This window comes from Variovorax sp. UC74_104, assembly GCF_044055375.1.
GTDB lineage: Bacteria > Pseudomonadota > Gammaproteobacteria > Burkholderiales > Burkholderiaceae_C > Variovorax.
Genome location: NZ_CP171978.1, coordinates 734246 through 757397 on the forward strand (window position 1 = coordinate 734246; position 23152 = coordinate 757397).

The 23152-nt window shown below is 67.8% G+C and carries 26 protein-coding genes; 12 read left to right on the forward strand and 14 right to left on the reverse strand.

The window, feature by feature from the left end:
• Position 1: 1 nt before the first annotated feature.
• The 5 genes from ACHMXA_RS03595 to ACHMXA_RS03615 form a co-directional block, all read right to left on the reverse strand.
• Positions 2-484 carry a GNAT family N-acetyltransferase gene (locus tag ACHMXA_RS03595; protein WP_395318520.1) on the reverse strand — a complete coding sequence of 161 codons (483 nt, stop codon included), beginning with the start codon at positions 482-484 and terminating at the stop codon, positions 2-4.
• 55 nt (positions 485-539) lie between these two features.
• A complete protein-coding gene (locus ACHMXA_RS03600) occupies positions 540-1670 on the reverse strand; it encodes a sterol desaturase family protein (protein ID WP_395318522.1) in 1131 nt (376 codons plus the stop codon).
• A gap of 33 nt (positions 1671-1703) precedes the next feature.
• Positions 1704-2924, reverse strand: a complete 1221-nt coding sequence (locus ACHMXA_RS03605; RefSeq protein ID WP_395318524.1) for a beta-ketoacyl-[acyl-carrier-protein] synthase family protein — start codon at positions 2922-2924, stop codon at positions 1704-1706.
• A gap of 61 nt (positions 2925-2985) precedes the next feature.
• On the reverse strand, positions 2986-3282 hold the full coding sequence (locus tag ACHMXA_RS03610) for an acyl carrier protein (protein WP_176665425.1): 297 nt from the start codon (positions 3280-3282) through the stop codon (positions 2986-2988).
• Positions 3283-3326: 44 nt separating this feature from the next.
• Complete coding sequence (locus ACHMXA_RS03615; protein WP_395318526.1) at positions 3327-3827, reverse strand: alpha/beta hydrolase; 501 nt, start codon at positions 3825-3827, stop codon at positions 3327-3329.
• A 71-nt stretch (positions 3828-3898) separates the two neighbouring features.
• Here ACHMXA_RS03615 and ACHMXA_RS03620 point away from each other — a divergent pair, with 71 nt between their 5' ends.
• From ACHMXA_RS03620 to ACHMXA_RS03630, 3 genes are all read left to right on the forward strand, one after another.
• A complete protein-coding gene (locus ACHMXA_RS03620; RefSeq protein WP_395318528.1) occupies positions 3899-4021 on the forward strand; it encodes a hypothetical protein in 123 nt (40 codons plus the stop codon).
• A 304-nt stretch (positions 4022-4325) separates the two neighbouring features.
• On the forward strand, positions 4326-5015 hold the full coding sequence (locus tag ACHMXA_RS03625) for a response regulator transcription factor (protein WP_019653620.1): 690 nt from the start codon (positions 4326-4328) through the stop codon (positions 5013-5015).
• Between the two features lie 7 nt (positions 5016-5022).
• Positions 5023-6423, forward strand: coding sequence for a sensor histidine kinase (locus tag ACHMXA_RS03630; RefSeq protein WP_395318531.1), 1401 nt, complete (start codon positions 5023-5025; stop codon positions 6421-6423).
• Here ACHMXA_RS03630 and ACHMXA_RS03635 read toward each other — a convergent pair.
• The 8 genes from ACHMXA_RS03635 to gstA all read right to left on the reverse strand — a co-directional run bounded on the left by ACHMXA_RS03635 (position 6420) and on the right by gstA (position 13313).
• A complete protein-coding gene (locus ACHMXA_RS03635) occupies positions 6420-7184 on the reverse strand; it encodes a VOC family protein (RefSeq protein ID WP_395318533.1) in 765 nt (254 codons plus the stop codon). The genes ACHMXA_RS03630 and ACHMXA_RS03635 overlap by 4 nt on opposite strands.
• Entirely contained in the window at positions 7184-7648 is a 465-nt protein-coding gene (locus tag ACHMXA_RS03640) for a GNAT family N-acetyltransferase (protein WP_395318535.1), read from the reverse strand. Before ACHMXA_RS03640 ends, ACHMXA_RS03635 begins: the two co-directional genes overlap by 1 nt.
• Positions 7645-8130 carry a RidA family protein gene (locus ACHMXA_RS03645; RefSeq protein WP_395318537.1) on the reverse strand — a complete coding sequence of 162 codons (486 nt, stop codon included), beginning with the start codon at positions 8128-8130 and terminating at the stop codon, positions 7645-7647. Before ACHMXA_RS03645 ends, ACHMXA_RS03640 begins: the two co-directional genes overlap by 4 nt.
• A gap of 13 nt (positions 8131-8143) precedes the next feature.
• Positions 8144-8629 carry a hypothetical protein gene (locus tag ACHMXA_RS03650; RefSeq protein ID WP_395318539.1) on the reverse strand — a complete coding sequence of 162 codons (486 nt, stop codon included), beginning with the start codon at positions 8627-8629 and terminating at the stop codon, positions 8144-8146.
• A 106-nt stretch (positions 8630-8735) separates the two neighbouring features.
• A complete protein-coding gene (locus tag ACHMXA_RS03655; protein WP_176665431.1) occupies positions 8736-9839 on the reverse strand; it encodes an alkene reductase in 1104 nt (367 codons plus the stop codon).
• Between the two features lie 85 nt (positions 9840-9924).
• Entirely contained in the window at positions 9925-11757 is a 1833-nt protein-coding gene (locus tag ACHMXA_RS03660) for an acyclic terpene utilization AtuA family protein (protein ID WP_395318541.1), read from the reverse strand.
• Positions 11754-12536 carry an enoyl-CoA hydratase/isomerase family protein gene (locus ACHMXA_RS03665; protein ID WP_395318543.1) on the reverse strand — a complete coding sequence of 261 codons (783 nt, stop codon included), beginning with the start codon at positions 12534-12536 and terminating at the stop codon, positions 11754-11756. Before ACHMXA_RS03665 ends, ACHMXA_RS03660 begins: the two co-directional genes overlap by 4 nt.
• 168 nt (positions 12537-12704) lie before the next feature.
• Positions 12705-13313 carry a glutathione transferase GstA gene (gstA, locus tag ACHMXA_RS03670; protein WP_395318545.1) on the reverse strand — a complete coding sequence of 203 codons (609 nt, stop codon included), beginning with the start codon at positions 13311-13313 and terminating at the stop codon, positions 12705-12707.
• A 185-nt stretch (positions 13314-13498) separates the two neighbouring features.
• Here gstA and ACHMXA_RS03675 point away from each other — a divergent pair, with 185 nt between their 5' ends.
• From ACHMXA_RS03675 to ACHMXA_RS03715, 9 genes are all read left to right on the forward strand, one after another.
• On the forward strand, positions 13499-13684 hold the full coding sequence (locus tag ACHMXA_RS03675) for a DUF1328 family protein (RefSeq protein ID WP_056574793.1): 186 nt from the start codon (positions 13499-13501) through the stop codon (positions 13682-13684).
• On the forward strand, positions 13684-14580 hold the full coding sequence (locus tag ACHMXA_RS03680; RefSeq protein ID WP_395318548.1) for a transglutaminase family protein: 897 nt from the start codon (positions 13684-13686) through the stop codon (positions 14578-14580). The genes ACHMXA_RS03675 and ACHMXA_RS03680 overlap by 1 nt, the downstream gene beginning before the upstream one ends.
• Before the next feature lie 172 nt (positions 14581-14752).
• Positions 14753-16684 carry a tRNA uridine-5-carboxymethylaminomethyl(34) synthesis enzyme MnmG gene (mnmG, locus tag ACHMXA_RS03685; protein ID WP_395318550.1) on the forward strand — a complete coding sequence of 644 codons (1932 nt, stop codon included), beginning with the start codon at positions 14753-14755 and terminating at the stop codon, positions 16682-16684.
• Complete coding sequence (rsmG, locus tag ACHMXA_RS03690) at positions 16681-17334, forward strand: 16S rRNA (guanine(527)-N(7))-methyltransferase RsmG (protein WP_395318552.1); 654 nt, start codon at positions 16681-16683, stop codon at positions 17332-17334. The genes mnmG and rsmG overlap by 4 nt, the downstream gene beginning before the upstream one ends.
• A gap of 126 nt (positions 17335-17460) precedes the next feature.
• Positions 17461-18075 (forward strand): LysE family transporter, encoded by a 615-nt coding sequence (locus ACHMXA_RS03695; RefSeq protein ID WP_395318554.1) that lies wholly within the window; start codon positions 17461-17463, stop codon positions 18073-18075.
• Between the two features lie 22 nt (positions 18076-18097).
• Entirely contained in the window at positions 18098-19018 is a 921-nt protein-coding gene (locus ACHMXA_RS03700) for a ParA family protein (protein ID WP_395318556.1), read from the forward strand.
• A gap of 42 nt (positions 19019-19060) precedes the next feature.
• On the forward strand, positions 19061-19606 hold the full coding sequence (locus tag ACHMXA_RS03705; protein ID WP_395318558.1) for an RBBP9/YdeN family alpha/beta hydrolase: 546 nt from the start codon (positions 19061-19063) through the stop codon (positions 19604-19606).
• Complete coding sequence (locus ACHMXA_RS03710) at positions 19606-20574, forward strand: ParB/RepB/Spo0J family partition protein (protein WP_395318560.1); 969 nt, start codon at positions 19606-19608, stop codon at positions 20572-20574. The genes ACHMXA_RS03705 and ACHMXA_RS03710 overlap by 1 nt, the downstream gene beginning before the upstream one ends.
• Positions 20575-20691: 117 nt before the next feature.
• Complete coding sequence (locus ACHMXA_RS03715) at positions 20692-21591, forward strand: CsgG/HfaB family protein (protein ID WP_176665442.1); 900 nt, start codon at positions 20692-20694, stop codon at positions 21589-21591.
• 79 nt (positions 21592-21670) lie between these two features.
• Here the strand turns inward: ACHMXA_RS03715 and ACHMXA_RS03720 are convergent, their stop codons facing one another.
• On the reverse strand, positions 21671-23095 hold the full coding sequence (locus ACHMXA_RS03720; RefSeq protein WP_176665443.1) for an FAD-binding oxidoreductase: 1425 nt from the start codon (positions 23093-23095) through the stop codon (positions 21671-21673).
• Positions 23096-23152: the final 57 nt, after the last annotated feature.

A 23152-nucleotide genomic window follows, 5' to 3' on the forward strand; every position in this document is an offset into this window, starting at 1 on the left:
TTCAGTCGAGCAGCAGCGCCATGATGTGGTCGTCGATGGCCTGCGCATCCGAGGCGCGCTTGTAGAACTTGCGCAGCGTGCCTTCCCTTTCGAAGCCGAGCTTCTCGTAGAAGCGCAGCGCCGGTGCGTTGTCGCTTTCCACGATGAGCTCGATGCGTTTGATGCCATCCGCCTTCAGTCGCTCGATCGCATCCGTGACCATCGCCAGCGCAATGCCTTGACCATGCAGTGCGGGGTCTACAGCGAGTGTGCCGAGGCTGGCCACGTGCCGCACACGGCCCGGGTAGCGCGAGGCCCGGTAGAAGCCGGCGATGCGGCCATCGCGTTCGTAGACGAAGAAGTCGCGGCCATCCAGCAGTTGCCGGTAGATCTTCTTGAAGTCTTCCAGCGGCATCGGGTCGTAGCCCAGGTAGGGCACGACCTTCTCGTGCATGTAGAGGGCGAAGACCGTGTCGATGTCTTCGGGAGTGGCCAGCCTGCGCATGATGGGTGCCCCGCAACGATGAAGGCGCCGAGCATAGCGGGCCGTGCCCGGGTGCTCAGCCGAAGAGCAGCACCGCCGAGACCGCCAGCAGCGCAGCCTGCCCGCACCATGCCCATCGCAAGCGCAGCCGCGAATCGAGTACCGCGCCTATGGACCAGAAGCCGCCGACCGACAACGCGAGCAGCGTGAGCCCGGTGTGGAAGGCGAGGTCGTCCGCACGCCAGAGAAAGGCCAGCGTCACGCCGACCCAGCATGCGAAGTGGAGGGCGGCCGACGCGACCTGCGGGCGCGTGAGCACGGGAGCGTGGATTTGCATGGCTTCTTCCAGCGAGAACGCGGGTTCCGGAAAGCGCGCCGCCACGTCGGCCGGCCGCCAGCCCGGGGGCTTGAACCACACGGCGATCTTGTCCCGCCAGCGCTTCGTGTGCCAGGCGTCGCGCAGCAGCGGCACGTAGGGGCCGAGGATCGCGCGCATAGGGTCGAAGCTCGCGAGCGCCTTGCGCGTGCCGTAGACGCAGCGTTCGGTTTCCTCGGCGAAGGTGCCGAACATGCGGTCCCACACCACCAGCATGCCGCCGTAGTTGCGGTCGATGTAGCGGTCATTCACCGCGTGATGCACGCGATGGTTCGAGGGCGAGGAGAACACGCGGTCGAACCAGCCGAGCTTGCCGATGTGCTCGGTGTGGATCCAGAACTGGTAGACCAGCACGATCAGCCCCGCGAGCCCGAACTGCTCCGGCGGCACGCCGATCACGGCCATCGGCAGGTAGAAGGCCCAGCCGAGGAACGCGACGGTGCTTTCCTGCCGCAGCGCGGTGGAGAAGTTGAAGTGCTGGCTCTGGTGGTGCACCGAATGCGCGGCCCAGAACACGGCCGACTCGTGCCCCGCGCGATGCAGCCAGTAGTCGAAGAAGTCGAACAGCAGCACCGCGGCGATCCAGCCCATGGCACTGTCCCAGAAGGCGGGCCGCGTCCAGATCGCGACCAGCGGATAGGCCATCGCGTACAAGCCGATCTGGAAGAGCTGCGTGCACACCGCCAACGCCTGGCTCAGCAGTCCCTGGCTCAGGCTGCCGATGGTGTCGCCGAAGCGGTAGGTGTTGCGCCGCTTCAGCCAGCCCCAGGCGAACTCGCACGCCATGAGCAGCGCGAACACCGGCACCACGAAAACGACCAGCCGATGCACCGCGCGATTTTTCAGGAAGCGTTCAGCGAATCTTCAGCGATCGGACGCGCGGCCGGCCACGATGACTGCATTGGTGCCGCCAAAGGCGAAGGAATTGGACAGCGCATAGCGCATGCCCTTGGCCTCGCGGGCCTCGCCCTGCACGAAGTCGAGGTCGAACGCCGCATCGGGCGTCTGCAGGTTGGCGATGGGCGGCAGCGTCTCGCGCGCCAGGGCACGCAGCGCCGCGACGAGCTCGATCGCACCGCCGCCGCCGAGCACGTGGCCGTGGATGGCCTTGGTCGCGCTCACCGGCACGGTGTTGCCGAACACCTCGCGGATCGATGCGGCCTCGGCTGCATCGCCGGCCGAGGTGGCCGTGCCGTGTGCGTTGATGTGGCCGATCTCGGAAGCCTCGATGCCAGCGTCGCGCAGCGCGGCGCGCATCACGCGCACCTGGCCCGCGCTGTCGGGGTTGGTGATGTGCGTGCCGTCGCAGTTGGTGGCGTAGCCCGCGAGCACGAAAGGCGCGGCTTCTGCGCCGCGCGCGGCTGCATGCGCTTCGGATTCGAGCACCAATGCAGCGGCACCTTCGCCGATGGCGAAGCCCGCGCGGTCGCCCGAGAAGGGGCGGCATGCGGTCGACGGCGCATCGGCCGGTGGCGGCGCCATCACGCGCATGGCGTGCCAGCTGGCCATCACGCCGGGCGTGAGCATGGCGTCGTGGCCGCCGACGATGGCGACGTCGATCCAGCCGCCGCGAATCGCGCGCATTGCCTCGCCGATGGCCACGGCCGAGGAGGCGCAGGCGCAGGCGTAGGCGATGGCCGAGCCGCGCGCGCCGAAGTGCAGCGCGAGCTCTGCCACGGCGGCGTTGGGCATCACCGTGAGCACGGTGGTCGGGCGCATGCGGCGCTGTTCGCCATAGAGCGCGCTGGTGGTGTTGTCGAAGGTGCCCGCGCCGGCGAGCCCGCAGCCCCAGAAGATGCCGAGCCGGTCGCGGTCGATGGCCGCGAGATCGAGCTTTGCTTCGCCGGCCGCGTCCTGCGCGGCGGCGAGCGCCATCGCGGTGCCGCGGTCCAGCGGCAGGCGCGACGTGCTGCGGATGCCGTTCGAGTCGAAGTCGCAGGCGGCGACGGCCAGCGACATCGGGTCCATGCCCTTGATCTCCAGCGTCTGCGCGCGCACCGCCGAGCGGCCCGCGAACAGCGCCTCGTCGAAGGCCTCCACGGTGCGGCCGATGGGCGTGACGAAGCCGATGCCGCTCACGCGCACGGGGGCGGATGCGGCGCGCGCGCGGCGGAGGCCGCGAGCACGGAATGCGCTGCGCCGCTGCTCATGCCGTTGCTTCTGCGGGCTGTGCCGCGACGGCGCCAGCGCTCTCGGCGTCGATCACTTCGCACAGGCGCTGCAGCGTGATGCCGGCTTCGCGCGGGTCGAGGCGGTCTTCGGGAATGCGCAGGTGGAAGGCGTCCTCGACGGCGAAGACGAACTCCATCAGCGCGAGCGAGTCGAGGCCGAGGTCAGTCAGCGCGGTGGCCGGCGAGACGGCCGCGGGGTCGACGCGGAAGTCGTCCCGCAGGATCGCGGCGATGGTGTTGAAGGTGGGCGAGAAGACAGCGGAAGAAGACATGGAGATGCTTTCCTTTCAGGCGTGGTCGGACGGGTTCGAAGCAGTCAGGCGTACAGCGGATGCTCGGGCATCGTGCCATGCGCTACTGCATCGACGAACGACACGGTTTCGCTCACGACCTGTTGACGATCGTTGTCGATCGTGATCATGTGGTAGCTGTTGGCCACCACGACGGCACGGAATGCGCGGCAGCGAAGGCCGCGCGCGAGGATGCCCAGGTTGGCCACGCTGGCCACCTCGTCCTGCTGGGCATGCAGCGCGAGCACGTTGGGGCACTGCACGCTGCCGAGGTTGCGGCGCACGTGGCGGATGAGCCGGTCGTGCTCGCGCAGGTGGCCCACGCCGATGACCGAACTGCCCGCGCGCGAGACCTTGCGGTGGCGCAGCTCGCGCTCGATCCAGGCGCGCACGCGTTCGTTCTTCACGCCGTAGGGCGGGCGTTCGCGGTATTGCCAGAGCCGGCCCAGCGGCGTGTAGAAGGCCAGCGGCAGCAGGAACTGCGTGCGCGGAATGGCCCAGCCGTCGAAGCGCAGCGTGGTCGACATGAGCACCAGTGCGTCGACCTCGCTGCCGCAGCGGATGGCGGCGCCCAGCGCAAGCGAGGAGCCCGGCGGAGATGCCGACCAGCATCACGCGGTCGTGCCGCTCGCGCAGCGACTTCACCTGCGCCTGGATCGCGTCGAGCCAGCGTTCGTACGGCGCGGCGTGCTGCAGGGGCGCGCTCGCGTCGAAGGAGTAGCCCTCGATCGAAAGCGGGTAGACCGGATAGCCGCGGCTGCGCAGCGCGGACTGCACGGTCAGCAACTCGTCAGGCGTGCTGCATAAACCATGCAGCAGGACCACGGCGGTGCCTTGCACTGCCGGGGAAACCAGGCTCAGCAGATCGGAGGGTTCGCGCGCACTCATCGTGTGGTGCGGGCCATGAAAATGGCCCGTGATTCATCGTGCTGTCGTATGCTCATGTTGCGTTTATCGCTTGGAGCGACTGACCGGCCGCTGACCCGTCGTTCGCAAGGCAGATTACCCCCAACCATTCAAAGACCATGCGAATTCTGCTTGTCGAAGACGACACCGTTCTGCGCGACGTGATGGTGCGCAGCCTTGCTGATGCCGGCCATCGCGTGGACGTGTCGACCAATGTCGAGGATGCCGACCACCTGTGGCGCGTGCAGCCTTTCGATGCGGTGCTGCTCGACCTCAACCTGCCTGCCACCGCGAGCCCGACCAGCGGCCTCGCGAGCGGCCTCACAGCGCTGCGGCAGGCGCGTGCGCGCGGCGACCGCACGCCGGTGCTCGTGCTCACCGCACGCGGACGCACGGAGGAGCGCATCGCCGGCCTCGATGCCGGCGCTGACGACTACCTCGGCAAGCCCTTCGACCTGGCCGAGGTCGAGGCGCGATTGCGTGCGCTGGTGCGTCGCGCGAAGGGCACGGAAGACATCGTGCTGCTGGGGCAGCTGAAGCTCGACCGCAAGGCACGCCGCTTCTCCACGGCCAACGGCCCGCTCGACCTGCCGGCGCGCGAGTTCGAGGTGCTGTGGGAGCTCATGAGCCCGCCGGGCCGCACGGTGAGCAAGCGCGCGCTGTCCGACAAGCTCTCCAGCTTCGACGAATCGCTCGGCGACAACGCGCTGGAGGCCTTCATTTCCCGCCTGCGCAAGAAGCTGCAGGGCACCGGCGCGAGCATCCGCACGCTGCGCGGCATCGGCTACCTGCTCGAAGCCGAGGTCTGATCCGCGCGTGACCGGTCAGCAGCAGACCACCGAATCGCAGCCGGCGGCGGTGCGCGCGCCGTCGCTCACGCGGCGCGTGCTGCGCAACGTGCTGGTGCCGCTGGCGCTCACGTGGATGGTCGGTGCGGTCATCGCGCTGGTCATCGCCAACTACTTCTCCGAGCAGGCCTTCGACCGCGGCATGCTCGACGACGCGTATGCGCTGTCGGCCAACGTGCAGGCGGGCGAGCGCGGCATCGAGCTGATGCTCACGCCGCGCGAAGTGGCCACCGTGCTCTTCGACCAGGTCGACAAGGTCTACTTCGCGGTGCAGCGTCTCGACGGTTCGCTGATCTCGGGCCAGGCGGGCCTGAAGGCGCCGCTGCCGGTGGATGGCTCGCGCTATCGCTTCTCCGACGTCGACTACGAGGGCAGCACGCTGCGCGCGGTGGTGCTCGAGCACGACGCGGAGCCCGACATCAGCATGCCCTACCGCGTGATCATCGCGCAGACCACGCTGAGCCGGACCGCGCTGGTGCGGCAGCTGCTGGGCTATGCGCTGGCGCCGCAGATCGTGCTGCTGATCCTGCTCGCGGTCTGGCTCTGGTACGGCATCCGCAGCGACCTGCGCCCGCTCGGCGAGCTGCAGCGCGCGCTCGACCGGCGCGATGTGCGCGACCTCTCGCCGGTGGCGGTGGCGCAGACCTCGCGCGAGATCCAGCGCCTGGGCAACGCGGTCAACTCGCTGTTCGAGCGGCTGGGCAACAGCGTGCAGGCACAGCGCGAGTTCGTGGGCAACGTGGCGCACGAGCTGCGCACGCCGCTGGCGGGCATCCGCGCGCTGGCCGAGTACGGCCTGGCGCAACACGACACCAAGGTATGGCGCGAGCAGCTCGAGCGCGTGTCGGAACGCCAGGCGCGTGCCAGCCACCTCATCGACCAGCTGCTCGCGCTCGCGCTGGCCGAGGAGGCGCGCACCGAGCTCAAGCGCGTGCCCGTGCGGCTCGACGTGCTGGCCGAGCAGACGGTGCTGCGGCACCTTGCGCGTGCCGATGCGCGAGGCGTCGACCTGGGCGCGCGAGGCCTCGACGACGGCGTGATCGTGAACGCGAACGAGGCGCTGGTGGAGGGCATCCTCGACAACCTGATCGACAACGCGCTGCGCTACGGCGGGCGCACGATCACGGTCGAGCTCGCGGGCCATACGCTGAGCGTGATCGACGACGGTCCCGGCATCCCCCTGGAAGCGCAGCGCGACCTGATGCGGCGCTGGGCCCAGGGTCCCGCGGGGGAGAAGCTGGGGCAGGGGTCGGGGCTCGGGCTGTCGATTGTCTCGCGCTATGCGGAGCTGCTGGGCGCGGAACTGCGGCTCGAGGCGGCTGAGCCCACGGGCCTTCGCGTGAGCGTGGCCTTCGGCGAAGCGATCTAGAGCGACAGCGGCGTGCCCTGGTGGAACGCCATGCGCCAGCGCCCCGAGCGCCGTCGCCAGAGCGAGCTGCGCAGCGAGTCCGCGCCGGGACGCTGCGCAATGGCTTCGCGGTGGGCGCGATAGGTGACCAGCGCCACGTCCGGCCCCATGCGCAGCACGCGGAAGTCCGACATCGTGCGTTCCGAGAAGGCTTCGTCGCGCAGTGCCTCGATGATGGCGGCGCGCGTCCACACCGTGCCCGAGACGCCCAGTTCATGGAAGTCGTCGTCGAGCAGTTCCTCGAGCCGCGCGGCGCTCGCGCGAACCTCGCGGAGATGCAGCGCGCCTTCGAGCTTCAGAAGCAGTGCATCCAGGTCTTGCTCCGGCGCGGCCTCATAGAGTTCGAGCGGAAGGCCATCGGGGTCGGCGAAGAAGGTGAAGCGCCGGCCCGTGAATTCATCGATGCGCAGCGGCTCGACGGCAATGCCCTTGGCCGAGAGTTCGTCGGCCGCCGCCTGCACGTCTGGTACCTCGAAGGACAGGTGGCGCAGCCCCTGAGCCTCGGGTCGCGTAGGGCGCGCGGGTGCATCGGGGAAGGAGAAGAGCTCGACCTGCGAGCCGTCAGGCAGCGCCAGGTCGAGCTTGTAGGAATCGCGTGCGGCGCGGTAGTTCTCGGCGATCACGCGCAGGCCCAGAACCTCGGTGTAGAAGCGCTTCGACACTGCGTAGTCCGAGCAGATGACGGCGACGTGATGAATGCGTTCGAGCTGCATCGTGACCATCACTTCTTCAGTTGCTTGCGAAGAAAGACGCGCGTGCGTTCGGCGAAGGCGATCCGCTTGTATTCGACATAGCCGATGCGCTCGTAGAGCGCGCGGTTCTCGCTCATCTTCTCGTTGGTGAAGAGGTGGATCGAACAGTGGCCCTGCCGCAGCGCTTCGCTTTCCGCAAGCTCGAGCAATGCGCGGCCCACGCCGGTGCCCTGATGCGCGGGGTGCACCGCGATCACGTCGATGAGGAAGCCTTCGTCGGTAACGTCGAGCACCAGCGCGGCGACGATTCGCTCCCGCTGCTGCGCGACCCAGACCTGCGCGTTGGCGATCGCTGCGCCGTAGTCCCTGGTCATCGGCGTCGGCGTGAGGCCGAGGCGCGGAATGTAGTGGCGAAAGGCTTCCACAGCGCATTCGCCGATGGCGGAGGCATCGCCGATGTCCGCACGCCGCAGGGTCCATGGCGAGGCGCTCATGCGTCGAATTCCACCTCGCCCTCGATCTCCACAGGGATGTTGAAGGGCAGCTCCGCCATGCCCACCGCGCTGCGCGAATGCGCGCCGATGTCGGGGCCGAAGACTTCGAGGATGAGGTCGGAGAAGCCGTTGATGACGGCTGGCTGCCTGTCGAAGCCCGGTGCGCTGGCGACCATGCCGAACACCCGCGTCCATGCGGTGATGCGGTCCAGGTCGCCGAGTGCGCGCTGCAGGCTGCCGAGTATTGCGAGCCCGGTGAGGCGCGCGGCGGTGTAGCCCTGCTCGACGCTCACTTCGCGGCCGAGCTTGCCCAGCGGCCCGGCGATGGTGCCGTCGGCATCGAGCGGGCCGTGGCCGGAGATCAGTGCGCGTCGGCCGACGATGCGCACGAACTGGAAAGGCAGCACGACGCCGGGTGGCGGTATCACTGCGGGCGGCAGTGCGAGACCGAGGTCGGCGAGCTTGCGTTCGATATGGGCCATGGTTGGTGCAGGTTCAGGGTGTGTTCGGATCGAAGTCTTCGTCCAGCGAGAACTCGCCGCGCTCGAAGGCCGCGATGACTTCGTTGGCCTGTTCGACGAAAGCCTGCGGCACGCGCAGGCTCGCTCCGCCCAGGGCGATGCTCCACAGCATGTTGGCCTGCACCAGCGCAGCGTCGGCCACGGTCGCGGGAATGCCCGCGGCTTCCAGGCAGCCGCAGAGCATCTGGGCGTCGGTGGGCGTGAAGCGGCGCGCGATGGTGACCATGTCGCCGTGATAGACCTCGGGGTCGACCGACTCCTGTGGCGGCTCGGGCTGGGAGAGCTCCGGTGCCTGGATGCCGCGGCCTCGCAATTCGGCCGTGGCGATTGCGTGGGCCTCTTCGGAGAAGAAGCCCGCTGCGCAGCGGCGCAGCAGTTCCTCGTCGCTCAGCATCGCCAGGCGCGCGCCCAGTTCCGCTGCTTCACCATGGCTGCTGTCGTTGGCGTTGTCCGTTGCCATGCGGCGTTCCTCCCCAGGTTGGATGAGTAGCGAGCGTAAGGGCTCGCGGCCGCGCGGGCAATCGGCCCGCATGCGCAGCAGGCATGCTGACCGTTGGGGGAGGGACTCAGGCCAGTACCGGATAGTCCGTGTAGCCCTTCGCGCCGCCGCCGTACATGGTGGCCTTGTCGAGCGGGTTCAGCGGTGCGTTCTCGCGCAGGCGGCGCACGAGGTCGGGGTTGGAGATGAAGGGCTTGCCGAAGGCCACGAGGTCGTCGCCTTCCTTCACTGCCTCTTCGGCCAGCGGACGGTCGTAGCCGTTGTTGACCATCCATGCGGCCTTGCCGCCGGCCTCGCGGTATGCGGCCTTGAGGGCTTCGTAGTCGAAGGGACGGTCCTCGATCTCGCGCGGGCCGCCGGTGGCGCCTTCGATGATGTGGATGTAGGCGAGGTCGAGCGTGGCGAGCTGCTTCACCACGTAGGTGAAGAGGGGCTGCGGGTCGCTGTCGTGGGCGTCGTTGGCGGGCGTGACGGGCGACAGGCGGATGCCGGTCTTGCGGGCGCCGACGGCGTCGGCCACGGCGCGCGTGGTCTCCAGCAGCAGGCGGGCGCGGTTCTCGATGCTGCCGCCGTAGTCGTCGGTGCGCTTGTTGCTGCCGTCCTTCAGGAACTGGTCGAGCAGGTAGCCGTTGGCGCCGTGCACTTCCACGCCGTCGAAGCCGGCGGTCTCCACCGCGCTGCGTGCGGCCACCGCATAGGCGTGCACGATGCCGGGCAGTTCGCCGGCGTCGAGCGCGCGCGGCTCGGAGGTGTCGACGAATGTGGGAACGCCGTCCTTGATGAGCACGGTCTTGGTCTTGGCGGTGATGGCCGAGGGGGCGACGGGCTTTCCGCCACCGGGTTGCAGTTCGTTGTGCGAGACGCGACCCACGTGCCACAGCTGCACCACGATCTTGCCGCCCTTGGCGTGGACGGCTTCGGTCACGCGCTTCCAGGCGTCGAGCTGCTCGGTGCCGTAGAGGCCGGGCACGTCGGAGTAGCCCTGGCCCTGGTGGCTGATGGCGGTGGCTTCGGTGATGAGCAGGCCCGCGCTGGCGCGCTGGGCGTAGTAGGTGGCGGCGATGTCGGGCGGGATGGCGTTCGGCGAGCGGTTGCGCGTGAGCGGCGCCATGACGATGCGGTTGGCGAGCTTCAGGTCGCCGGCCTGTACGGGGTCGAAAAGGGTGGACATCGTGCGATCGAAAGCAGAGTTGATACGGGGCGCAAGGCTAAGCGCGCCGCCTCAACCCTGCTGTCGCACGGTTGACGGATTGGTGCTAGGCGAGCAGCGCCAGCAGCGCGGGGCTCACCCTCACCGGCATCGCCAGCAGGATCTGCCCCATGCCCTTGCCCAGCGGATCGTTGCGCAGCGATGCCATGCCGCCGCCGCCCAGCGCCTGTTCGCAGACGAAGTTGAAGGCGTCGATGCCGGGCACCTCGTAGCGCGTGACGCGGCCCTTGACCAGGTGCGCGAGCCAATCGGCCACGCGCGCTTCGGTGAGCTGCCCGCGCAGCAGCGACAGCAGGGCAGGGTGGCGCGCGATGACGCCGATGTTCGAGGTGTCGCCCTTGTCGCCGCTGCGGGCCCAGGCCAGGCGAATCAGGGGTACCTTGATGCCGTCGGCAGCGGAGGTGTCGATCGTCGTCTGGATGGCTCTGGCAGGCGAAGAGATGGCTTCGACCGCTTTCGACGCCGGGACTGGGTCCGCGCGTGGAACATTGATGCGCTCTCCGTCGATGGTCACCGATGCCTCGACCTGCGACTTGCCGAGCAGGAACGCATATTGCCGGATCGACGGCGACACCGAGGCCCGCCCACCGCCCGCGCCGGTGGTGCCCGGCGCCCATGACGTGCCGGCGGGTGCGACCTCCCGCGCGAACAGCTCCAGCGCGTCCTTGCGCGGGTGCGTGACCGCGAGCCGCAGCACCGCTTCGCGCGTCTGCAATGCCTGCTGTGCGTGCGGGCCGTAGCACGACTCCGCGCCCAGCACCTCGATGTGCGTGCCGCTGTAGGGGCCGAAGCCTTGCTGCGAGAACAGCGCAGCCGTGCGCGCGAGGATGGCCTCGCCCGTTCGCCTCGCCTTCGCCACCGCATCGAAGCCCACAATGGTGAGCTGCGCCGCCGTCTTGAATCCTTCGACATGGGTGGCGCTGACCTTGTAGCTCGCGGTGGGCGCACGGCCGCGTGCGCCGTGCACGCGCACACGGTGCTCGCCGGCCTGCTCGATGCGTACCTGCGTGAAGTCGGCCACCACGTCGGGCAGCAGGTAGGCGGAGGGATCGCCGATCTCGTAGAGCATCTGCTCGGCCACCACCGCGGGCGTGACCTTGCCGCCGGTGCCCGCGGGCTTGGTGACGACGAAGCTGCCGTCGGCGCTGCATTCGACGACGGGGTAGCCGATGTTGGGCCAGTCGGGCACGGTGTCCCAGTCGGTGTGCAGGCCGCCGGTGGCCTGGCAGCCGCATTCGATGATGTGGCCCGCGAGGCTGCCCGCGGCGAGCAGGTCGAGGTCGTTCGGCTGCCACTCGAATTCATGCATGAGCACGCCGAGCGTGACGGCCGAGTCGACGCAGCGGCCGGTGATGACGACCTGCGCGCCCGCGTCGAGCGCAGCCTGTATCGGGCGCGCGCCGAGGTACGCGTTGGCGGTGAGCACGCGTTCGGGCAGGGCGGCGCCGCTCTGCAGTTCGCGCACGGGCGGTTGCGACTTGCGCAGCTCGGGCAGCAGCGGCGATACGTCGTCGCCGCTCACCACGGCGATCTTCAGTGCGATGCCCTGTTCGGCGGCGAGAGCCGCGAGCCCATCGGCGCAGCCTTGCGGGTTGACGCCGCCCGCGTTGCTCACCACGCGGATGCCCTGTTCCACGATGTCCTTCAGCACGGCCTTCATCGCGACCGACACGAAGTCGGTGGCGTAGCCGAGCTCGGGCTTCTTGAGCCGCGCGCCGGCGAGGATCGACATGGTGAGCTCGGCGAGGTAGTCGAACACGAGGTAGTCGATCTGGCCGCTGGCCACGAGCTGCGGCGCACCCACGCTGCTGTCGCCCCAGAAGCCGGAGGCGCCGCCGATGCGGACGATACGTTCGTTGTTGTTGCTGCTGCTGCTCATCGCCCGCTCCACTGCGGCTTGCGCTTCTCGCGGAAGGCGAGCTGTCCTTCGGCCGCGTCCTCGGTGAGCGCGAACAGGCCGATCTGGCTTTCGGTGAAGGCCATCGATTCCTCGAAGGCCATGGCTTCGATCTTCTTCATGGTGTAGAGGCCGCGGCGGATGGCTGCGGGCGACTTGTCGAGCATGCGGCCGAGCAGCCAGTCGACGCTTTCGTCGACGTCGTCGCTCACGCGGTTGACGAGATCAAGTTCCAGCGCCTGCGCCGCGTCGATGGGCTCGCCGGTGATGCACATCTCGGCCAGCACGCGGCGCGGCAGCAGGCCACCGAGCACGCTGAGCACTTGCGTGGGAAAGAGGCCGACCTTCACCTCGGGCAGGCCGAACACCGCCTGGCTGCTGGCCACCGCCATGTCGCACATCGCCGTGAGGCCCATGCCGCCGGCCATGCAGGCGCCGTTGACGCGCGCGATCAGCGGCACGGTCGATTGCCGGGCCTGGCGGAAGAGGTTGGCGAAGCCCTGGTAGGGCGTTGCGTAGTCGAACTTGAACGAGGAGCCGCTCTGCAGGTCGGCGCCCGCGCAGAAGGCGCGAGTGCCGGCGCCGGTGATGACCACGGCGCGCACCGCGCTGTCGTTGTTGGCGCGTGAGATGGCATCGCCCAGACCGGCGAGTACGGCGCCGTTGATGGCATTGCGGCGCTCTTCGCGCTCGATGGTGAGCCACATGACGGGCCCGCGCATCTCTTCGCGCAGTTCGGTGGACGGAGGTGTTTCGGGCATGGCGCGGGTCCTTGTGCTTCGGTGTCCGGAGGCTTGTTCTCTCCTGTCCGTAGCGTGGCCCGAAAAAAAAGCCGCATCGTGCGGCTTGTGGCTGAAGCGGTTCGGGTTTTCCCTGAAGGGGTTCCGATCCGCTTGCTGCTGCTTCTGAACGCTTTTGCGTGCTTCGGCTTACTTCAGAAGACCTTCGGCCTTCATCGCCTCCTGCACGGCGGGGCGGGCACCCACGCGGGCATGCCAGGCGAGCAGGTTGGGGAAGTCGGAGATGTCCACGCCGGTGGGCTTGGTCCAGTTGGTGACGGTGAACAGGTAGCCGTCGGCCACGCTGAAGTGCTCGCCCATCAGGTATTCCTTGCTGGCCAGTTCCTTGTCGAGCCACTGGAAGCGCGACTTGAGCTTGTCCTTGAAGATGGCCTTGGCTTCCTCGGGCATGTTCGGGTTGAACAGCGGGCTGAAGCCCTTGTGCACTTCGGTGCCGATGAAGGTCAGCCATTCCTGCAGGCGGTAGCGCTGCATGGTGCCGGCGGCCGGCGCGAGATTCTTGGTGGGGGCGAGGTCGGCGATGTACTGGAGGATGGCGGGGCCTTCGCGCAGGCGGGTGCCGTCGTCGAGCTCGAGCATCGGCACGTAGCCCAGCGGGTTGATGCCGTAGTAGTCGGTGCCGTCCTGCAGCTTGTGGCTCTTGGTGCTGGCCAGCACGGGTTCGGCGGCGATGCCCGCTTCATGCAGCGCGATGTGCGGGGAAAGCGAGCAGGCGCCGGGCGAGTAATACAGCTTCATTCGAAAAACTCCAGTGATGACGAGGTTGATTGATTGTTGTGAGGAACCGCAGCGGATGCTAGCGGGTTTGGCGGCCTCGCGTTTTTGTCCTACGGCCGCATGCGCGCGGCGACTATCGGGCGCGCGGGACGCGTTTTCTAAGCTGCCTCGCACGGTGGGCAAGGCCTGCTGCAAGGAGTAGAAGGATGTTGAAGTACGCGATCATTTTTGCAGTCATTTCCCTCGTGGCCGGCTTGCTCGGCTTCGGTGGCATCGCGGCGGGTGCCGCGGGCATCGCGAAGCTGCTGTTCGGCCTGTTCCTGGTGCTGGCGGTGCTGTTCGTGGTGCTGGCGGCGCTCGGTGTGGGCGCGGTGAAAAAAGCGATCGACTGATGCACCTCTCGCACATCGAGGCGCAGCTCGACTACGAAGTCGCCGCCCCGGCGCACATGCTGCTGAACATCGAGGCGGCGCGCTCGGGCACGCAGAGCGTGGTCGGGGAGGAACTGGTCGTGGAGCCGCCGACGCCGCTGCGGCTGTTCTGTGACGAGGGAAGCGGCAATCGCTTCATCCGTTTCGATGCGAAGCCCGGGCCGCTGAAGATCGCCTACAAGGCCAGCGTGCGGCGCGCCCACGTGGTGGTGCCGAACGACCTGGCCGAGATGCCGGTGACCGAGGTGCCCGACGAGGTGCTGCACTACATGATGCCGACGCGCTATTGCGAGTCGGACCTCATGGCGCGCTGCGCGCAGCAGCTCTTCGGCGACCTGCCGCCCGGCATTGGCCGGGTGCAGGCCGTTGTCGACTGGATCCACGACAGCATCACCTACGAGCCGGGCAGCAGCGATTCGACCACCACCGCGCGCGAGGTGTTCGTGGAACGCGCAGGCGTGTGCCGCGACTTCGCCCACCTGGGCATCACCTTCTGCCGAGCGCTGAACATTCCGGCGAGGCTGGTGGTCGGCTACGTGTGGTTCGACGAACCTCCGCAGGACTTCCACGCGGTGTTCGAAGCGTGGCTCGGCGGACGGTGGGTGCTGTTCGATCCGACGCGCATGGCACCGGTCGACAGGCTGGTGCGCGTGGGCACCGGGCGCGATGCGAAGGACGTGGCCTTCTGCACGATCTTCGGCGACGTGCGCATGACCGGCAAGAAGCTCGTGGTGCGCGAGCTGCAGGACGAAAGCCTGCAGCCGTCGATGCCGCCCTCGCCCACCGGCGAGGTGATGGGCATCGAGAAGCCGGTGCCGCTTGGCGCGGTGGGCGAGGCGAACGAAGCGGCAGCCTAGCAGGCATGTTTGCTATAAAAAATATAGCAAACTATCGCGTGACGGCGGTAGAGGCAGCCGTTAGGCATCGCCCTCCAAGCTTATCCACACAGGGGACGCAAAGGGGCACGGCCGATTAAAATCGGTGCCCCTTTTGCGCCGCGCACGCGTCAGTTGTGCGCTCCCACTCCAAATGCTGTACCCCGAAGAATTCGACGTGATCGTCGTCGGCGGTGGCCATGCCGGCACCGAGGCCGCGCTCGCCGCCGCGCGCATGGGCGCCAAGACGCTGCTGCTCTCCCACAACATCGAGACGCTGGGGCAGATGAGCTGCAACCCGTCGATCGGCGGCATTGGCAAGGGCCACCTGGTGAAGGAGGTCGACGCGCTCGGCGGTGCGATGGCGATCGCTACCGACGAGGCCGGCATCCAGTTCCGCATTCTCAATTCGAGCAAGGGTCCGGCCGTGCGCGCAACCCGCGCCCAGGCGGACCGCGTTCTGTACAAGGCCGCCATTCGCCGCCGGCTTGAGAACCAGCCGAACCTGAGCCTGTTCCAGCAGGCAGTCGATGATCTGATGGTGGAGGGTGACCGCGTGGTCGGCGCCGTCACGCAGGTCGGCATCGCTTTCCGCGCGCGAACCGTGGTGCTGACGGCGGGCACTTTCCTCGATGGCCGCATCCACGTCGGTCTCGACAACTACCAGGCCGGGCGCGCGGGCGATCCGCCGGCGGTCAGCCTCTCTGCGCGGCTCAAGGAACTGAAGCTGCCGCAAGGCCGGCTCAAGACCGGCACGCCGCCGCGGCTCGACGGGCGCAGCATCGATTTCTCGAAGTGCACCGAGCAGCCCGGCGACGGCATGCCCGGCGGGGCAGGGCCGATGCCGGTCTTCAGCTTCATGGGTCGCGCAGACATGCACCCGCAGCAGATGCCCTGCTGGATCACCCACACCAATGCGCGCACGCACGAGATCATCCGCTCGGGCTTCGACCGCAGCCCCATGTTCACCGGCAAGATCGACGGCGTGGGTCCGCGCTACTGCCCGAGCGTGGAAGACAAGATCAATCGCTTCGCCGACAAGGAAAGCCACCAGATCTTCCTGGAGCCCGAAGGCCTGACGACCAACGAGTACTACCCGAACGGGATCTCGACCAGCCTGCCGTTCGACATCCAGTACCAGCTGGTGCGCTCGATGTCCGGGCTGGAGAACGCGCACATCCTGCGACCGGGCTATGCCATCGAGTACGACTACTTCGATCCGCGCGAGCTCAAGAGCAGCTTCGAGACGCGTTCGGTCAAGGGCCTGTTCTTCGCCGGGCAGATCAATGGCACGACCGGCTACGAAGAGGCGGCGGCCCAGGGGCTGTTCGCCGGAATCAACGCCGCGCTGCAATGCCGCGGAGAAGATGCCTGGCTGCCACGCCGCGACGAGGCCTATCTTGGCGTGCTGGTCGACGACCTCATCACCAAGGGCGTGACGGAGCCGTACCGCATGTTCACCAGCCGCGCGGAGTTCCGTCTGCAGCTGCGTGAAGACAACGCTGACATGCGCCTCACCGAAGCCGGCCGCAAGCTGGGTCTGGTGGACGACGAACGCTGGGACGCCTTCAGCCGCAAGCGCGACGCTGTTTCACGTGAAACAGAGCGGCTCAAGTCGATCTGGGTGAACCCGCGCAACCTGCCGGCGTTGGAATCGGAGCGGGTGCTGGGCAAGGCCATCGATCACGAATACAACCTGGCCGACCTCCTGCGCCGGCCGGACGTAAGCTACGAAACGCTGATGACGCTCGACGGCGGCAAGTACGGCGCTCCGGCTCCGCTGAGCGAAACCGAGATTGAGCAGATCGAGATTTCGGCCAAGTATTCCGGCTACATCGAGCGCCAGCACGATGAAGTGGAGCGCGCCGCGCACTTCGAGAACCTGAAGCTGCCCGCCGATTTCGACTACAGCCAGGTTAAGGCGCTGAGCTTCGAGGTCCGGCAGAAGCTGGACAAGCACCGGCCGGAGACGCTGGGACTGGCCTCGCGCATCTCGGGCGTAACACCGGCTGCCATCTCCTTGCTGATGATTCACCTGCGCAAGGGCGGCCACAAGGCATTCGCCCGGGAAGCTGCCGCCGAATGACGGCGCCCATCGACACGCTGCGCTCCGGCGCAGCCGCCATGGGCGTGACTCTGTCCGACACCCAGGCCGAGCGCCTGCTGGCCTACGGCACGCTGATGCTCAAGTGGAACAAGGTCTACAACCTGACGGCGCTGCGCGATCCGGCAAGTGTGCTGACGCACCATCTGCTCGACAGCCTCGCGGCCGTTGCGCCGCTGCAGCGCGAGTGGGCCGGGAAGGGCAAGCTGCTGGACGTGGGTTCCGGTGGTGGCTTGCCCGGCGTGGTGATCGCCATCATGCGGCCCGACCTGGAAGTCAGCTGTCTCGACGCGGTCGCCAAGAAGGCCGCCTTCGTTCAACAAGTCGCAGCCGAGCTGGAGTTGCCCAATCTTCGCGGCCTGCACGCCCGGGTCGAATCGCTGGCGGGAAGCTATGAAGTCATCAGCTCGCGCGCCTTCGCCTCGCTGCCAGACTTCTTCAACGGTTCCATGAACCTGCTCGCGTCCGGCGGTGTATGGCTCGCCATGAAGGGCAAGCTACCGACGGACGAACTTGCAGTCGTGCCCAAGGGCGTGTCGGTGTTTCACGTGGAACAACTGACGGTTCCGGGCCTGGATGCGGAGCGCTGCATCGTCTGGGCGCGCAAGGACTCCGTCGGAATCGGCGCCTGAATACGCAAAAGAAGCGGCGACACCGGTAAAAGCCGGTGTCCGAACGATCGTCGCGGCGGTGTGCTCGCTTAGACTCGATGCCTCCCTCTGGTCTCTTCCCCGGCTCGCTTTTTCGAGGCAAATCCCATGTTCGGCATCGCTGACTACGGCGCATTCGTCGCCGCCATCGTCCTGTTCCTTCTGATTCCCGGCCCGGGTAATCTGGCGCTGATCACCTCGACGAGCAAGGGCGGCATCCGCGGCGGATCGGCTGCGACGGCCGGCGTGATCATCGGCGACCAGTTCCTGCTGTGGGCGGCGGTGGCCGGCGTGTCGGCCGTGATGGCTGCGTACCCGGCTGCCTTCAAGGCGGTGCAATGGCTGGGCGCCGCCTACCTGGGCTGGATGGGCATCAAGATGCTGCTGGCAAAGCCCGGCTCGGCGCCTATCCTCAACATCAAGCCCAGCCATTTCATGCGCCAGGCTTTCACCATCACGCTGCTCAACCCCAAGGCCATCGTGTTCTACATGGCCTTCTTCCCGCTGTTCGTGGACCCGGCCCGGCACCAAGGCCTGATCACTTTCGGCGCCATGGCGGTGACGATTGCCGCGCTGACCTTCCTGTACGGCCTGACCTCGACGCTGCTCACGCACTTCCTGGCCGAGCGCATCCGCGCGAATCCCCGCATTTCCACCACGCTCGAAAAGCTTGCCGGCACCTTCCTGATCGCCTTCGGCGTCAAGCTCGCAATCTCGCGCTGATCGATCGACCCCCGGTAACCACATGGCCAAGATTTTCTGCATCGCCAACCAGAAGGGCGGCGTCGGCAAGACCACCACCACAGTCAATCTCGCCGCCGGCCTGGCGAAAGTAGGCCAGCGCGTGCTGATGATCGACCTCGACCCACAGGGCAACGCCACCATGGGTTCGGGCATCGACAAGCGCGAGTTGGAGCTGACGGTGTACGACGTGCTGCTCGAATCGGCCTCGGTGGCCGAGGCGCGGGTCAAGTCCGACAAGCTGGTGGAAGGCGGTTGCAGCTACGACGTACTCGGCGCCAACCGCGAGCTGGCGGGCGCCGAAGTCGAGATGGTCGCGCTCGACCGGCGCGAGAAGCGCCTTCGCACCGCGCTGGCCGCGGTCGGCGCCGAGTACGACTTCATCCTGATCGACTGCCCGCCCAGCCTGAGCCTGCTGACGCTGAACGGCCTGTGCGCCGCCCACGGCGTGATCGTGCCTATGCAGTGCGAGTACTTCGCGCTCGAAGGCCTGACCGACCTGGTCAACACCATCAAGCAGGTGCACGCCAACCTCAACAAGAACCTGCAGATCATCGGCCTGTTGCGCGTGATGTTCGATCCGCGCATCACGCTGCAGCAGCAGGTGAGCGAGCAGCTCAAGTCCCACTTCGGCGACAAGGTGTTCGACACGGTGATCCCGCGCAACGTGCGGCTGGCCGAGGCACCGAGCTACGGACTGCCGGGCGTGGTGTTCGATCCGGCCGCGCGCGGCAGCCAGGCCTTCATCGCCTTCGCTCAGGAACTGGTCGAGAAGATGCCGCCTGCCAGCGCCTTCGCCTCGGGCGCGGTGGCCCCGCCGATCGCGCCGGTCGCGCGCATCACGCCGGACCTGCCCATTCCCGACGACGTGCTGGCGCCCGCTGCGTCGCCGGCTGCCGACTCCACCAGTGAAAACAACGCCTGACATGCGCTTGAGCCTCGCAGGTCGCTATCAAATCAGTAGCAAATGACAGAGCCCCGCATCCTGCTGCTGCCCGGTTGGCAGAACAGCGGCCCCGGCCATTGGCAGACCCGCTGGGAATCTCTCTACGGCGACCATCGCGTCGAACAGCACGAGTGGATGCGACCGCTGCGCGGCGACTGGTCCGCACGGCTCGAAGAAGAAGTGCTGGCCTCGCCTGGCCAGGTCGTCTTTGCGGCACACAGCCTCGGCTGCATCCTGGTCGCCGCCTGGGCCTCGCATTCGCGCAACACGCACAGGGTGCGCGGCGCGCTGCTGGTCGCGCCGGGCGACGTCGAGAGTGACAACCTGCGCCAGCTGATTCCGGGCTGGGCGCCCATCGTGCGCAAGCCGCTGCCGTTCCCGGCGGTGTTGATCGCCGCCAATGACGACCCGTACTGCGAAGCCTCGCGCTCGCGGCAGCTTGCTGCCGACTGGGGCGCGCGCTTCATCGACGCCGGTGCGGGCGGCCACCTGAACGCCGAATCGGGCCTGGGCGATTGGCCCGAAGGCCGGAAACTCCTGAACGAAATCTCGAAAGAAAAGAACTGATGGCGACCAAGAAACCCAAGGGACTGGGCCGAGGCCTCGAAGCGCTGCTGGGTCCGACGGCCGCGCCTTCCGCCGACAACGGCGGCAGCAACGCCGGCGCTGCCGACGCGGAGGAGGGCGGCGCCCAACGCAACCCGAGCACGCTGATGCTCGACCAGATGGTCGCCGGCGTCTACCAGCCGCGCACGCGCATGGACGAGGGCGCGCTGTACGAACTGGCCGAGAGCATCAAGGTGCAGGGCATCATGCAGCCGATCCTGGTGCGGCGGCTCGATCCCGAATCGGCCGCGGCCAAGAACGCCGAGTACGAGATCATCGCGGGCGAACGGCGTTTCCGTGCCGCGAAGCTCGCCGGCCTCGACAGCGTGCCGGTGCTGGTGCGGGACGTGCCCAACGAAGCCGCCGCCGCGATGTCGCTCATCGAGAACATCCAGCGCGAGGATCTCAACCCGCTCGAAGAGGCCCAGGGCCTGCAACGCCTGGTGACCGAGTTTGGGCTCACTCACGAGCAGGCGGCCCAGGCCGTGGGCCGCTCGCGCAGTGCGGCGAGCAACCTGCTGCGCCTGCTGAACCTGGCCGAGCCCGCGCAGCAAATGCTGATGGCCGGCGACATCGACATGGGCCACGCCCGCGCGCTGCTGTCGCTGGACCGCGGCACGCAGATCACGGCCGCGAACCAGATCGCGGCCAGGAAGATGTCGGTGCGCGAGGCCGAGGCGCTGGTGAAGAAGCTCGCGGCCGAGTTCACGCTTACGCCCTCGCGCCGCAGCAACGACGGCGAGAAGTCGCGCGACCTGCTGCGCGTGGAAGAAGAACTGGCCGACCTGCTCACCGCCGAGGTCGAGGTGCGCATCAAGAAGCGCAGCAAGCGCGGCGGCCGCGTCGAGGAAAGCGGCGAGCTCGCGATCCACTTCGGATCCATCGAAGCGCTCAACGGATTGATCGAGCGCATCCGCCGAACGGCCTAGTGTTGCGAATCGGGGCTCCGGCGTTCGTTTGATTGATTCCTGCAATCCTTTGCGCGTATCCTCGACCGCTGGTTTTTCCAACCCCAGTTCTCTGAACAACAGAGGGAGTAGTCCACCATGCAACTCACCAGGTTCCCGCTCGCGGCCATCGCCGCCGGCGCGCTTCTTCTCACCGGTTGCGCCGCGACCGACATGCAGATGGGCAGCCAGTCGGCCAAGACCATGGCCACCGGCAGCGCCGCAGGCGGCGCCACCGACAACGCAAGCAGCCAGCTCGAGCGCTGCGAATCGCCGCTCGGTACCGTGTCGCTGATCGAGAACCAGAGCGCCGGCTGGTACACCATCCTCACCGGCGAATACCGCCTGCCTCCCACCGCCAACCTGCTGCGCCTGCTGGTGCAGCAATCGAACTGCTTCATCGTGGTCGAGCGCGGCGCGGCCGGCATGAACGCCATGACGCGCGAACGCGCGCTGCAGCAGTCGGGCGAGATGCGCGGCGGCAGCAACTTCGGCCGCGGCCAGATGGTGGCCTCCGACTACGGTCTGTCGCCCGAGATCGTCTTCAGCAACAGCGACGCCGGCGGCGTCGGCGGCGCGCTCGGCGGCCTGGTGGGCGGTGGCCGTGGCCGTGCCCTCGCGGCCATCGGCGGCAGCATGCAGACCAAGGAAGCCAGTGCGCTCCTGACGCTGATCGACAACCGTTCCGGCGTGCAGGTCGCGGCCTCCGAAGGCAGCGCCTCCAAGACCGACTTCGGCGCCTTCGGCGCGCTGGCCGGCCGCAGCGCGGGCGGTGGCCTCGGCGGCTACACGAACACGGCACAGGGCAAGGTCATTGCCGCAGCCTTCATGGACGCCTTCAACCAGATGGTTCGTTCGCTGCGCAACTACAAGGCGCAGACGGTGCGCGGCCAGGGCCTGGGCGGCGGTGGCCGCCTGGGCGTGGATGGCGGCGCGGCTCCCTCGCAGACCTATGTGCCGGCCGAGAAGGCACCGCCGGCGCGTCGCCGCACCAACTGATCCCGCCAGACGCAAGTCAAAACAAAGCCCGGCGGCTCGCAAGAGCCCCGGGCTTTTCACTGGGTGCCTGGGCAGCGGATCAGAGGCTGAAGATCTTCCCCGGATTCATGATGTTCTTCGGATCGAGCGCACGCTTGATCGTGCGCATCATGTCGATCGCGCCCGCGCCCGCCTCGTTCACCAGGAACTCCATCTTGTGCAGCCCCACGCCGTGCTCGCCGGTGCAGGTGCCTTCGAGTGCCAGAGCGCGGCTCACCAGCGCGTGGTTCAGCTCCTCGGCCTTCACGCGCTCCTCGGGAATGTTCGGGTCGAGCAGGTAGCCGAAGTGGAAGTTGCCGTCGCCGACGTGGCCGACGAGGAAGTAGGGGATGCCGCTCGCATCTGCCTCGGCCACCGAGTCGAGCAGGCAGTCGGCCAGGCGCGAGATCGGCACGCAGGTGTCGGTGGAGATCACGCGGCAGCCGGGCCGCGACTGCACCGCCGCGAAGTAGCTGTTGTGCCGCGCCGTCCACAGGCGCGTGCGCTCTTCCGGCGTGCTGGCCCACTCGAAGGCATTGCCGCCATGGCCGCTCGCGAGCTCCTGCACCGTCTCGGCCTGCTCCTTCACGCCGGCGGGCGAGCCGTGGAACTCCATCAGCAGCATCGGTTCCTCGCGCAGGTTCAGCTTGGCGTAGGCGTTCACCATGCGCACCGTGTTCACGTCGATCAGCTCCACGCGCGCGATCGGCACGCCGAGCTGGATGGTCTCGATGGTGGTGCGCACCGCTGCCTCGATGCTCGGGAACGAGCAGATCGCCGCGGACACCGCCTCGGGCAGCGGATAGATGCGCAGCGTGATCTCGGTGACCACGCCCAGCGTGCCCTCGCTGCCCACCATGAGGCGCGTGAGGTCGTAGCCGGCCGACGACTTCTTCGCGCGCGTGCCGGTGCGGATGACGTCGCCCGCGGCCGTCACCACCTCGAGCGCCAGCACGTTCTCGCGCATCGTGCCGTAGCGCACCGCGTTCGTGCCGCTGGCGCGCGTGGCCGTCATGCCGCCGATGGAGGCGTCGGCGCCCGGGTCGATGGGGAAGAACAGGCCCGTGCTCTTGATCTCTTCATTGAGCTGCTTGCGAGTAACACCGGGCTGCACCGTCACCGTGAGGTCGTCGGCATTGACCGACAGCACCTTGTTCATGCGCGACACGTCGATGCTGATGCCGCCCTGCACCGCCAGCAGGTGGCCTTCGAGCGAGGAGCCGACGCCGAAGGGGATGACCGGCACGCTGTGCTCGCTCGCGAGCTTCACCGCGTCTGCAACATCCTGCGTGCTCTCGGCGAACACCACGGCGGAGGGGGGCGGTGCGTCGAAGGAAGACTCGTCGCGCCCATGCTGCGTGCGCACCGCCATCGCCGTGGAACAGTTGGCGCCGAAGCGGGCCTTCAGGGCCTCGATCAGGCTGTCGGGCACGTCGCGCAGGTGAAGCTCCGGCATCAGGTGAGAGGTTTGGGTCGGGGCGTTCATCGGCTGTCTCCTGGCGGTGGGGTGATCGGTCATTCTACGGAGCGAGCACCATAATGC